The following is a 13,059-nucleotide window of genomic DNA, read 5'->3' as shown; positions in this document are numbered from 1 at the left end:
AACAGTTTGAGTGTGTTGAGCATGGTGTCGACCGCCTGCTGCGGCGCCGGCTTCAGCACGATGCTGAACAGGCCCGAAGCGCCGGTGAAGTCGCGCTTCCAGATCGCGTGACCTGGATCGCTCTCGAGACCCGGATGCAGCACGCGCGCAACCTCGGACCGGCTGGCGAGCCAGCGCGCCATGTCGAGCCCCGAGCGATGATGCTGCGCGAGGCGCACCGAGAGCGTGCGCAAACCGCGCAGCGCGAGGAAGACGTCGTCGGGTCCGGCGCAGACGCCGAGCAGGCGAATGCCCTCGGCAATCTGCGGCCAGGCCTTGGCGTTGGCCGAGATGGTGCCGAACATGATGTCGGAATGGCCGCCGATATATTTGGTCGCGGCCTGCATGCTGATGTCGACGCCCTGGTCGAGCGAGCGGTGATAGAGCGGGGTCGCCCAGGTGTTGTCGTCGATGACGAGCGCGCCGCGGCCATGCGCGACCTCGGCGATGGCACGGATGTCAGGCATCTCGAACGACTGCGAGCCCGGTGCCTCGACCAGCACGGCGCGGGTATTGGGCTTGAACAGCTTGTCGATGCCGGCGCCGATCAGCGGATCGAAATAGGTGGTCTCGACGCCATAGCGGACGAGCATGCCGTTGCAGAAATTGCGCGAGGGCCGATAGACGTTGTCGCAGACTAGGAGATGGTCGCCGGCCTTGAGCACCGAGAGCAGGGTGGTGGAGATCGCCGACAGCCCCGACGGGACGATGCCGACGCCGGCGCATTGCGGCCCCTCCAGCGCCATCAGCGTCTCCTGGAACGCCTTGGTCGTGGGGGAACCGTGGCGGCCATAGGTGAACTCGCCGCGATGGGCGTGCAGGTCCTCGGCGGTCGGATAGAGCACGGTCGAGCCGTGGAAGACCGGCGGATTGACGAACCCCTTCTGCGCCTTGGTGTCGCGGCCGGAGGTGACCAGCCGGGTCTCGGCGTGCTGCTGGGAGGGGTGTGAGGAATCCATGCGTCTGCTTTCAAAACCGCGTTTCCCGCGGGCGCGCCGCGCCTGCCGGGCTGGCCCAAAGGCCGCTGTCGTTAATAACAGAACACAGAAGAGTCCCGTCAACCCCTTGACCCGGCAGGCCAGTCGTTCTGTGATGCGCAGGTGCTATTCAGTCGCCGCATGTTGAGGGGCAGCCGCGACCTTCGATCCCATCGTCTGACCGGACCTGTGCCACAGCCAAAAATGGCGGGCGCCAGCGGTGGGGATTAAGGGTAAGGCCTCCCGACATCGGCGAGTGTTCGGCAAGGTTTTCCAGCATGACTCTTGCAGGGCTCATCCCGGCAGAGACGATTCCAAAGACAACATTCCTGACCTTGAGACGACCTTGAAAGGCCTTCAGCCCATGAAACGCGTAACCCTGGCTCTCACACTTGCTCTCGCCGCCGGCCTGTCCACCCAAGCCGCCGATGCGCAAACGCTCAAGACCGTCAAGGACCGCGGTATGCTGTCCTGCGGCGTCAGCCAGGGCCTGCCAGGCTTCTCGTCGCCCGACGACAAGGGCAACTGGACCGGCCTCGACGTCGACCTCTGCCGCGCCATCGCCGGGGCGATCTTCAACGATCCCACCAAGGTCAAGTACGTGCCGCTGTCCGCCAAGGACCGCTTCACGGCGCTGCAATCCGGCGAGGTCGACGTGCTCTCGCGCAACACCACCTGGACCATCTCGCGCGACACCTCGCTCGGCGCCAACTTCACCGGCGTGACCTATTACGACGGGCAGGGCTTCATGGTGAAGAAGTCGCTCAAGGTGAACTCGGCGCTCGAGCTCAACAGCGCATCTGTCTGCGTGCAGACCGGCACGACCACCGAGCAGAATCTCGCCGACTACTTCAAGGCCAACAACATGAAGTACGAGGTGATCGCGTTCGGCACCAATGACGAAACGGTCAAGGCCTATGAAGCCGGCCGCTGCGATGTGTTCACCACCGACCAGTCGGGCCTGTACGCCAACCGCCTCAAGCTCGCCAGTCCCAATGACCACATGGTGCTTCCCGAGATCATCTCGAAGGAACCGCTCGGGCCGATGGTGCGCCACGGCGACGATCAGTGGTTCGACATCGTGAAATGGACGCTGTTCGCGATGATCACCGCCGAAGAGCTCGGCGTGACCTCGAAGAACGTCGACGAGAAGGCGAAGCTGGAAAACCCGGAGCTGAAGCGCGTGCTCGGCAGCGACGGCAATTTCGGCGAACAGCTCGGCCTGACCAAGGATTGGGTGGTGCGGATCGTCAAGACGGTCGGCAATTACGGCGAGGTGTTCGACCGCAACGTCGGCGCCGGCTCGCCGCTCGCCATCAACCGCGGTCTGAACAATCTCTGGAACAAGGGCGGTCTCCAGTACGCGCCGCCGATCCGCTGATCGCCCCGATCCGCGGCTCGCGGCGATGAGCACCGAGGCCCGTAAACCGCCGCCCCAGATTGCGCTGAAGATCAGGCGCATGCTGGGCGGCAAGACAGGCTGGAACGGCGTCGCCGTCCAGTTTGCCTTCGCGGCGATCCTGGGCTGGATCGGCTATGAGATCGTCTCCAACGCCCGCGCCAATCTGGCGAACCAGCACATTGCCGCGGGCTTCGGCTTCCTCAGGAACAATGCCGGCTTCGACGTCAACCAGACCCTGATCTCCTACACCGGCTCAGACACGTTCCTGCGCGTGTTCGTGGTCGGCCTGCTCAACACGCTCGTGGTCTCGGTGGTCGGAATCGTCCTCGCCACCGTGATCGGCTTCATCGTCGCGCTCTGCCGGCTCTCGCCGAACTGGCTGCTGTCCCGGGTCGGCGAGATCTACGTCGAGGTCATCCGCAATCTGCCGCTCTTGTTCCAGATCCTGTTCTGGTACCTCGCGGTGCTGGCGGCACTGCCCAATCCGCGGCAGAGCATCTCGCTGCTCGGCATCAGCTTCCTCAGCAATCGCGGCCTCGTCATTCCATCGCCGATTGGCGGCAGCGGCTTCGTGCCGTTCCTGGCGATGCTGGCGCTCGGCATCGTGGCATCGCTGGCCCTGCGCATTCATGCACGGCGCGCGCTGTTTCAGCGGGGGGAGGTGATCCGGATCTGGCCTTACGTGCTGGGCCTCTTGGTCGGGCTACCGCTCGCGACCGTGCTGGTGTTTGGTCTGCCCTTTACCTTCGAGCTGCCGCAGCTCAAGGGATTCAATTTCGCCGGCGGCGCGCGCATCATTCCGGAGTTCGTAGCGCTGACGCTGGCGCTGGCGACCTACACCGCCGCCTTCATCGCCGAGATCGTCCGCGCCGGCATCCTGTCCGTGCACAAGGGGCAGATGGAGGCGGGGTCCTCCCTGGGCCTGAGCCGCGGCACCACGCTCCGCCTGATCGTCGTGCCGCAGGCCATGCGTGTGATCGTGCCGCCGCTGACCAACCAGTATCTCAACCTGACCAAGAACTCCTCGCTGGCGGTCGCGATCGGCTATCCCGACCTCGTGTCGGTGTTCGCCGGCACCTCGCTGAGCCAGACCGGGCAGGCGATCGAGATCATCGCCATGACGATGGGCGTCTACCTCTTGATCTCCCTCCTCACCAGCGCGATCATGAGCGTCTATGGGTGGCGCGTCAGCCGGAGCCTCGGCGCATGAGCGATGTCACCACCTCCGCCTTCGTCCGTCAGGATTTGGTTGCCGAGCGTCCGGCACCGGTCAAGACCACGGGCTTCATCGGCGTCCTGCGCACCCGCCTGTTCAGTTCGCCAACCAACATCCTGCTCACGATCGTGGGCGCGCTGCTGCTCTGGTTCACGATTGTCCCTTCCGTCAAGTTCCTGGTGGTCGATGCGGTCTGGACCGGCAAGGATCGCGCGGCGTGCCTCACCGAAAACGCCGGTTTTGTCGTTGGCGCGTGCTGGCCCTACATCCAGGCCAAGCTGCCGCAGCTGATCTACGGCTTCTATCCCGAGGCAGAGCGCTGGCGGGTCGATCTCACTTTCGTCCTGGCCGTGGTCCTGCTGGTGCCGATGCTCGTGCCGCGGCTGCCGGCGAAGAACCTCAATGCCGGCCTGTTCTTCGTCGCCTTTCCGGTGGTCGCATTCTTCCTGCTGCACGGCGGCGGCATCAAGGGCTTCGGCCTGAGCTGGACGGCCAGCCTCCTGCAACTGTTCGAAGAGAGCATCGTCGGGGCCGGGCAGGCGCTGCTCAATCTCAGCAAGACCTCCGCCATCGCCCCGCTGCTGTGGGGTCTCGGAAGCCTGATCGTGCTGGTCGGCACGGCGATCTCCTGGCTGATCTTTCCGCTCACCTGGCTGCGCGATCACATCCAGACGATGGGGCAGCCGGTCTGGGCCGATTTCGCCGTCACCGCCGCGATCGTCTGCCTGATCGCCTTCGTGCTCGGCGGCGGCATTCGTACCGGATGGCGAGCCCTCGTGTGGAGCATCGTCACCTTCGTTGCCATCGCGATCGTCATGAAGGTGATGGGGCTTGACCGCGGCGGACTGCCGGTTGTGTCGACCAATCTGTGGGGCGGGCTTCTGGTGACGCTGGTGGTCTCCGTCACCGGCATCGTCACCTCGCTGCCGATCGGCATTGCGCTGGCGCTCGGCCGCCGCTCCACCATTCCGCTGATCCGGATCTTCTCGATCGCCTTCATCGAGTTCTGGCGCGGTGTGCCGCTGATCACCGTGCTGTTCTTCGCCACCTACATGCTGCCGCTGTTCCTGCCGGGCAATTTCACGGTCGATGGCCTAGTTCGCGCGTTGATCGGGATCGCGCTGTTCACGGGGGCCTATCAGGCTGAGAACGTCCGCGGCGGTCTCGCCGCGATCCCGCGCGGGCAAAGCGAGGCGGCGGCGGCGCTGGGGCTGTCCTGGTGGAAGACGACCTCGCTGATCGTGCTGCCGCAGGCGCTGCGTCACGTCATTCCGAACCTCGTCAACAGCTTCATCTCGCTGTTCAAGGATACCTCGCTGGTCTCGATCGTGGCGCTGTTCGATCTCCTCGGCTCGCTGCGCGCCTCGTTCTCGGACCCGAAATGGTCGACGCCGTCGACCTTGTTCACCGGCTTTGCCTTCGCCGGCATCGTCTACTTCATTTTCTGCTTTGGAATGTCGCGCTACTCGCTCTTCGTCGAGCATCGCCTCAACGCTCACCGCCGCAACTGATGGAGCGCGCCATGTCCGACCCCATCGTCAAGATTTCCGGGCTCAACAAATGGTACGGCGAGTTTCACGTGTTGCGCGACATCGACCTCGAGGTCGGCAAGGGCGAGCGCATCGTGATCTGCGGCCCCTCGGGCTCGGGCAAATCGACGCTGATCCGCTGCGTCAACGCGCTGGAGGAATTCCAGGAGGGCGAGATCGTCGTCGACGGCATCGAGCTCGGGCCGAACCTCAAGCATGTCGATGCGGTGCGCCGCGAAGTCGGCATGGTGTTCCAGAGCTTCAACCTGTTTCCGCATCTGACGGTCCTGGACAATTGCACGCTGGCGCCGATCTGGGTGCGCAACATCCCCAAGAAGGACGCCGAGGCGACCGCCATGAAATTCCTGGAGCGGGTCAAGATCCCACATCAGGCCAACAAGTTTCCGGGCCAGATGTCCGGCGGCCAGCAGCAGCGCGTCGCGATCGCCCGCGCGCTCACTATGAACCCGAAGGTGATGCTGTTCGACGAGCCGACCTCCGCGCTCGACCCCGAGATGGTCAAGGAGGTGCTCGACACCATGGTCGACCTCGCCGGGGAAGGCATGACCATGCTGGTCGTCACTCACGAGATGGGCTTTGCCCGCGAAGTCGCCAACCGCGTCGTGTTCATGGACGCCGGTCAGATCATCGAGGCCAACACGCCGAACGAGTTCTTCGCAGCCCCGCAGCACGCCCGCACGAAGCTGTTCCTGAGCCAGATCCTGCGCTGAGCCCCGGGAAATCCCGGGGGTGTCTCCGCCCCAGCTGATCGGATGGCTGCCGCCGCGAATCAGCTAGACTCGTGCCGGACGACCCTCCGGAGAGACACCTTGCAGAGCAGCGGCGGCGGCGCGCGCGCATTCCAGAATGCGCGATTGCAGAAGAAATTGATGAAGCAGGCGGACGCTATCCTCTCCACAGCGGCCGCCGCCTATGGCCAGGGCAGATATACCGAAACCGAAGCGCTCTGCCGTGAGATATTGAAGGCGATCCCCAATCATGTCGACGCCATGCATCTGCTCGGCATGTGCGCCCATGACGGTCGGCGCCTGGAGGAGGCGCAACAGCTGCTCGAGCGCGTGATCGAGCTCGATCCACGTCTGCACGATGCTCACAACAATCTGGCGACCGTGCATTTCGACCTCGGCAATTACGAGGACGCGCGGCGGTGCCAGGAGAAGGCCATCGCCCTGAAGCCGAATTTCGCGGTGGCGTTGACCAATCTCGGCAACACGCTGATGCATATGGGGCGGTACGAACAGGCGCTCGAGATGCACGAGCGTGCCATCAAGCTGAAGCCGGATTATGCCGATGCGCTGTGCAACCGTGGCATGGTCGAGATCGTGCTTGGGCAGATCATGCGCGCCAAGGAGAGTTTCGATCGCGCCCTGCTGTTTCAGCCGCGTCACGCCGAGGCCATTGTCGGCAGCGGCATGGTCAGCATGGAATTGCGACACTACGAAGAGGCGGCCGCCAAATTCGTTACGGCGCTGGCCATCAAGCCGGGCGCGCCGAGGATCCTGGCCCAGCGTGGGCGGCTCAGTTACGAGCTGCAGCGCCTGGAGCCCGCGCTTGCAGATTTCGAGGCGGCGCTTGCAATCTCGCCGAAGCTCGAACTGGCGCTCCGGGGTAAGGCTCAGACCTGCCTCGTCATGGGAAAGACCGCGCAGGCGATGGCCGCGGCGGCGACCTTGATCGAGCGAAATCCGCGCTCCGAGATGGGAATGGCGCTGATGGGCTTCGCTTATTCGAACCAGGGCGACATGGACACCGCGATCGAATATCTCGATCGCGCGCTAGATTTGCGCCCGGACTATGGGGATGCAATCAGGGGCAAGATCTTCCTGCAGGACTACCGCGCCGAGGCCGATTTCGTGGTCCAGCAGGCGGTGCGAAAATCCTGGTGGGACGCGATCGGCTCGAGGATACCGCAAAGGACGCTGCCGAAGCGGCCGCTGGACCCGGAGAAGCGGATCGTGGTCGGCTATGTCGCCGCCGAATTCCGGCAGCACTCGGCAGGCCTTACCCTGCTGCCGGTGCTGCGCAACCATGATCACGCCAAGTTTGAGATCATCTGCTACTATTCCTGGCCGGGCGCGGACGAGTACACCGCCATGTTCAAGTCATTGGCGGACGTCTGGGTTGATGCCTGGGGTCTTTCAGACGACGAACTCGCCGATCGCATTGAGGCCGACCAGGTCGATATCCTCATCGACGTTTCGGGCCACACCACCGGTAACAGGCTGCAATGCTTCGCGCGGAAGCCGGCGCCGATCCAGGCCACCGGCTTTGGTCATGCGACGGGCACGGGCATGCCGACGATGGACTATGTGCTGGCGGATCCCATCTTCATTCCGCCTTCGGTCCGGCATCTGTTTCCGGAAAAGATCTTCGATCTGCCGTGCCTGATCACGATGGAGCCCGTCACCAATCTGCAGCCCTCGGAGCTGCCGATGCTGCGCAACGGCTACGTCACGTTCGGGGTATTCAACCGCATTTACAAGATCTCGGATGACGCGATCCGGGTGTGGTCGCGCATCATGCGGGAGGTGCCTGGATCGAAGATCGTTCTCAAGCATGGTCTGCTGGACGATACCCTGCTGCGCGACAGCCTGGTCGCACGGTTCGTGGCGCAGGGCATTGCGGAGGAGAACATCACCTGCCTCGGCACGACCTCGCGCGACGACCACCTCATCGCGTTCGACCAGATCGATATTTCGCTCGACACGTTCCCGCAAAACGGCGGCATCAGCACTTGGGAGTCCCTCTACAAGGGCGTTCCCGTCGTCGCCAAGCTCGGCAACGGAGCCTCCTCGCGTGCCGGCGGCTCCATCGTGGCCGCCGTCGGTCTCGGCGACTGGGTTGCGGAGGATGACGACGGCTATGTCGAGATCGCCCGCAGATTCGCAACGCAGCCCGAACATCTCGCGAAGTTGCGCGCGGAACTGCCGGCTCGGATCGCAGCCTCGCCCGCCGGCAATGTCGAGATCTACACGCGTGCGCTCGAAGCGGGGTATCGGCAGTTCTGGCGCGACTATTGCGCAGTTGCCTCTGATGGCGGCGACGCTGCGACAACCAGGGCCGACGCACCGACCGGTTCCTGAGCCGGATCAGCAGCGAGCCCCGGGATATCCCGGGCCGATTTCATCCCTTCCGGCCCGTTTGTGCGAATCAGCTAGACTCGCGGCGGGCCATCTTCCGGAGAGACACCTTGCAGAGTAGCGCCGGCGCGCGCGCATTCCAGAATGCGCGGTTGCAGAAGAAGTTGAAGAAGCAGGCCGATGCTGCCATCGCCGCTGCAGCGAGCGCTTATGGCCAGGGCAGGTATGCAGAGACCGATGCGATCTGCCGCCAGATCGTGCAGGCCATTCCGGATCATTTCGACGCCACGCACCTACTCGGCTTGTGCGCGCAACAGGGCGGGCGCCTTGAAGAGGCGCAGCAGCTGCTCGAACGCGCGGTCGCGATCGATCCGCGTTCGCACGAGGCTCATAGCAATCTCGCGTCCGTGTACTTCGTCCTTCAGAAACCAGAGGTGGCCCGGGCCTGCCAGGAGAAGGCGATCGCGCTGAAGCCGAATTTCACGCCGGCTTTGGCCGGTCTGGGCAGCGTCTTGCTCCAGATGAACCTGCCCGAACAGGCCATCGAGATGTACGACCGGGCGATCAAGCTGAAGCCCGACTATGCCGACGCGCTTTGCAATCGTGGCGTTGCGGAGATGGCGCTGTATAGATTTGACCGCGCCAAAGAGAGCTTTGATCGTGCGCTGTTGTTTCAGCCGCGCCACGTCGAAGCGCTCGCGGGCAAAGGCATGGTCGGCATCGAGCTCAGGCGTTACGACGAGGCGGAAGCCGCGCTCTCAGCGGCGCTCGCGATCAAGCCCGATTCCGCGAAGATTTGGGCGCAGCGCGGACGCCTCAATGCCGAACTGTTGCGGCTTGAACAGGCGGCAGCGGACTTCGATGCGGCACTTGCATTGTCGCCCCGGCTTGAAGTTGCCTTGCGTGGAAAGGCCGAGGTCTCACTCAGCCTAGGAAATACCGCACAGGCGATCCTGGCCTGCACGACTTTGCTGGAGCAAAATCCACACTCCACCATCGCGATGGCGCTGCTGAGCTCCTGTTTTGCAAACCAGGGAGAGATCGCGTCCGCAATCGAACATCTCGATGCGGCGCTGGCGATCTCGCCGGATCCGGACCTGATCGCGCGGAAGATTTACTTTCTGGACTTTCTTCCCGAGGCCGATTTCGCGATCCAGCAGGCCACGCGCAAGTCTTGGGGGCAGGCGATCGGCGCCAGAGTGCCGCAACGCAGGCTCGCGCCCAGGCAGCTCGACCCCGACAGGCGGATCGTGATCGGCTATGTCTCCGCGGAATTCCGTTATCACTCGGCGGCGTTTGGTCTGCTGCCGGTGCTGCGCCATCATGACCATGCCAACTTCGAGGTCGCCTGCTATTCGTGTTCGCCTATACGAGACGAGGTGACAGCCGAATTCCAGTCGTCTGCAGACGTCTGGGTCGATGCCTGGCAGATGTTTGACGACCAATTGGCTGACCGTATCCAGGCCGACAAGGTCGATATCCTGATCGACGTATCCGGGCATTCGTCGGGCAACAGGCTCCAGGTCTTCGCCCGCAAGCCGGCCCCCGTTCAGGTCACGGGCTTCGGACACGCGACCGGCACGGGTCTTCCAACGATGGACTACGTGCTCGCCGATCCGGTCTTCATTCCGCAATCGGCGCGGCATCTGCTGGCCGAAAGGGTCTTCGACCTGCCGTGCCTGATCACGACCGATCCCATCCTGGATGTGCCGCCTTCGGAGCTTCCCATGCTCCGCAACGGCCACGTTACTTTCGGCGTGTTCAACCGCGTCAACAAGATCTCGGACGAGGCCATCCGCGTCTGGGCGAAGGTGATGCGCGAGGTGCCGGGATCGAAGATCATCATCAAGCACACCCTGCTTGACGATCCCCTGGTGCGTGACGGCCTGCTCGCTCGATTTGTGGCGCAGGGGATTGCGGAAGGCAACATCACCTGCCTCGGCTCGTCCGATCGCACCGAGCATCTGCAGGCCTTCGCGAATGTCGACATCTCGCTCGATCCATTCCCGCAGAACGGCGGCGTCAGCACCTGGGAATCTCTCTATGCAGGCGTTCCCGTCGTCGCCAAGCTCGGCCATGGTGCATCCTCGCGGGCCGGCGGCTCCATCGTGACGGCAGTCGGGCTCGACGATTGGGTCGCAGAAGACGACGAGGGCTACGCCGCGATCGCATGCAAGCACGCGGCGCAGCCTGCTTACCTGGCGAAGCTGCGCGCGGAGCTGCCGGCTCGGATCGCTGCCTCGCCGGCCGGCAATGTCGAGATCTATACGCGCCAGGTCGAGGCCGGCTATCGCCAGTTCTGGCGCGACTATTGTGCCGCGGCCGCGGCAAACGGCGAGGGCGCCTAAAGCGCCGGCCTGAGCGCGCGTCCGACGCGCGCTCGCTATGGCTATCAGACGAAGGGCGGCTTGATGTTGCTGCGCTTCTCCAGCCACTCGGGCACGGGCAGGTTCTTGGCGCGCATGAAGTCCGCGTTGAACAGCTTGGACTGATAGCGGCTGCCGGAATCGCAGAGCACGGTGACGATCGTCTTGCCCGGTCCGAGCTGATTGGCCAGCCGCATTGCGCCGACGATGTTGATACCAGTCGAGCCGCCGAGGCACAGGCCTTCGTGCTGGAGCAGTTCGTAGATCGCGCTGACCGCTTCGGCGTCGGGAATGAGATAGGCGTCGTCGACCTTGGCCGTCTCGACGATTGCGGTGGCGCGGTTGAGGCCGATGCCCTCGGTGATCGAGCCGCCCGGCGTCGCCTTGGCATCGCCGGTCCTGAAATATTCGTACATGCCGGCGCCGTGCGGATCGGCGCAGGCGATGCGGATGCTGTTGTTCTTCTCTTTCAGGTAGCGACTGGTGCCGGCGAGGGTGCCGCCGCTGCCGACCGAGCAGACGAAGCCGTCGACCTTGCCGCCGGTCTGCTCCCAGATCTCGGGTCCGGTGGATTCGTAATGCGCCTTGGCATTGTCGAGGTTGTTCCACTGGTCGGCGAACAGCACGCCATTGGGCTCGGTCTTGCGCAGCTCGTCGGCGAGCCGGCGGCCGACATGCTGGTAGTTGTTGGGATTGGCATAGGGCAGGGCCGGCACCTCGATCAGCTCGGCGCCGCACAGCTTCAGGAAATCCTTCTTCTCCTGACTCTGCGTCTCCGGGATCACGATCAGCGTGCGGTAGCCGCGTGCGCTGGCAACGACGGCAAGGCCGATGCCGGTATTGCCGGCGGTCGCCTCCACCACCAGCCCGCCGGGCTTCAGCTCGCCGCGCTTCTCAGCCTCCAGGATCATCCATTTGCCGGCGCGATCCTTCACCGACTGGCCGGGATTCATGAACTCGGCCTTGCCCAGGATGGTGCAGCCGGTCAATTCCGAGGCGCGCTTGAGCTTGATGAGCGGGGTGTTGCCGATGGCTTCGACAACGTCATTCGTGAAGGTCATATCGGGGGAAATCACTGGCAAAGGGTTGATCAGGCTGGCCAGAACCTAGTGCTTGCACGGCAAAAGGGAAAGGCTTTTGCACTGCGGCGAAACCGGCCGAAGTTGCCGCGGCAGCAGGGTTATTTTGAGCCCGCAGACTTCAGCAATGATGTCCCGGACCGCCAGGCGCGATATCGGAGAAGAACATCCGCGATCCTCCTCGGAGCACTGAAGCTGGCGATCGTCTTGGGCCGCTCTGACAATCGTCTTCGCCTCCGACCGATGAGGTCGACGCCGGGGTGCTCGGTGGCATGGCTGCTGGACGGAGATCTGCGTGAGTGAGACGCATTCGCAATTTCGGCAATTGACGATCTCGTGAGAGCGCCCGTCTGAGCGCGAGATCGAAGCTGAAGTCGCGTCGATGCCGTTAAGCAGCGTGACCGCGCGGTTGTTGCGGCAATATCACATGAAATCTTAGTAAGCTAGAACGCGTGGCAGGACTGCACAACAATGAAAGAAATCCCTGCGAGACAGGGATATTTCTCATTTGTGTGGTCCTGACTTCCGCCTGTTCCGGCGTGCTTCTCGCACCTGCGGGACTGTCCCGCAGTTCCGCGCCCGGCTAGTATGGGTCTCAAAGTTCCGAGAAAGCATCGCAGCTGTGAACGAGTTGTCCAACGTCCCCCGACTGTGCCGCCGCGAATCGGTTAATCCGGCTTCGCGGTGGCGGCTCGATCTGCCCGGCGGGGGGTGGATGTGACACAGGATGTTCCAGCGATCGCCATGCGGCGGTCTCCTGCTTCGCCGTCCCGGACGCGCCTTGCGGCGCGCTGGCTTGCGGCGCTGTGCCTTGCGGCGAGTTCCGGTGGGTGCCTGCTGACGCAGGATCTTCCCGATCCCGCGCTCGACGTTCCCACGCAGTACAAATACGCGGGGAAGGGAGATACGCCGCCGTCGCTGGATTGGTGGCGCGGCTTCCGCTCCGCCGAGCTGACCCAGCTGATGGAGGAGGCGCAGACCGTCAATCTCGATATTGCCGCCGCCGTTGCACGCATCGTCCAGGCCGACGCCCAGGCGCGGCAGGCAGGCGCGGCGCTGCTGCCCAGCGTGTCGACGGCCGGATCGGAAACCTATTCGCGTACCTCGGGCTCGAGCGCCTCGGGTCTGTCCATCGGCGGACGCGAGGTCGTCAACTATTCGGCCTCGCTGAGCGCGAGCTATCAGCTCGATTTCTGGGGCCAGAATCGCGCCGCGCTGCAGACGGCGGAGGAGACGGCCCACGCCAACCGCTTCGATCGCGACACGGTCGCGCTGACGACGCTGGCGTCAGTCGCTAACGCCTATTTCCAGGTGCTGGCTTCGCAGGACCGCATCAGGACCTCACAGCGC

The 13,059-nt window shown here is 63.9% G+C and carries 9 protein-coding genes; 7 read left to right on the top strand and 2 right to left on the bottom strand.

Features of this window, described 5'->3' with window-relative positions; genetic code table 11:
* A partial coding sequence (metC, locus tag SE91_RS15340) for a cystathionine beta-lyase (protein ID WP_061848163.1) occupies nt 1–998 on the bottom strand: 998 nt, incomplete at its 3' end.
* A gap of 382 nt (nt 999–1,380) precedes the next feature.
* On the opposite strand from metC, the gene SE91_RS15335 reads away from it, so the two are divergent.
* The 6 genes from SE91_RS15335 to SE91_RS15310 all read left to right on the top strand — a co-directional run bounded on the left by SE91_RS15335 (nt 1,381) and on the right by SE91_RS15310 (nt 10,612).
* Nucleotides 1,381–2,397, top strand: coding sequence for an amino acid ABC transporter substrate-binding protein (locus tag SE91_RS15335; RefSeq protein WP_061848162.1), 1,017 nt, complete (start codon nt 1,381–1,383; stop codon nt 2,395–2,397).
* Nucleotides 2,398–2,422: 25 nt separating this feature from the next.
* On the top strand, nt 2,423–3,628 hold the full coding sequence (locus tag SE91_RS15330; protein WP_060736022.1) for an amino acid ABC transporter permease: 1,206 nt from the start codon (nt 2,423–2,425) through the stop codon (nt 3,626–3,628).
* Nucleotides 3,625–5,145 carry an amino acid ABC transporter permease gene (locus SE91_RS15325; RefSeq protein WP_061851144.1) on the top strand — a complete coding sequence of 507 codons (1,521 nt, stop codon included), beginning with the start codon at nt 3,625–3,627 and terminating at the stop codon, nt 5,143–5,145. The genes SE91_RS15330 and SE91_RS15325 overlap by 4 nt, the downstream gene beginning before the upstream one ends.
* Nucleotides 5,146–5,156: 11 nt before the next feature.
* Nucleotides 5,157–5,894, top strand: coding sequence for an amino acid ABC transporter ATP-binding protein (locus SE91_RS15320; protein ID WP_008559049.1), 738 nt, complete (start codon nt 5,157–5,159; stop codon nt 5,892–5,894).
* A 99-nt stretch (nt 5,895–5,993) separates the two neighbouring features.
* Nucleotides 5,994–8,267, top strand: a complete 2,274-nt coding sequence (locus tag SE91_RS15315) for an O-linked N-acetylglucosamine transferase, SPINDLY family protein (protein ID WP_082813729.1) — start codon at nt 5,994–5,996, stop codon at nt 8,265–8,267.
* 107 nt (nt 8,268–8,374) lie between these two features.
* Entirely contained in the window at nt 8,375–10,612 is a 2,238-nt protein-coding gene (locus tag SE91_RS15310) for an O-linked N-acetylglucosamine transferase, SPINDLY family protein (protein ID WP_061848161.1), read from the top strand.
* A gap of 44 nt (nt 10,613–10,656) precedes the next feature.
* On the opposite strand, the gene SE91_RS15305 is transcribed toward SE91_RS15310, so the two are convergent.
* Nucleotides 10,657–11,691: a cysteine synthase A gene (locus SE91_RS15305; RefSeq protein WP_061848160.1), complete on the bottom strand. Its 1,035-nt coding sequence runs from the start codon at nt 11,689–11,691 to the stop codon at nt 10,657–10,659.
* Between the two features lie 762 nt (nt 11,692–12,453).
* Between SE91_RS15305 and SE91_RS15300 the strand changes: the two genes are divergently transcribed.
* Nucleotides 12,454–13,059, top strand: a 606-nt coding sequence (locus SE91_RS15300) for a TolC family protein (protein WP_245318460.1), incomplete at its 3' end; no start/stop codon positions are given.

It is taken from the genome of Bradyrhizobium sp. DOA1 (assembly GCF_001593325.1).
GTDB lineage: Bacteria > Pseudomonadota > Alphaproteobacteria > Rhizobiales > Xanthobacteraceae > Bradyrhizobium.
Note: the sequence above shows the minus strand (reverse complement) of the source record. Positions and strands in the feature narration are given on the sequence as shown.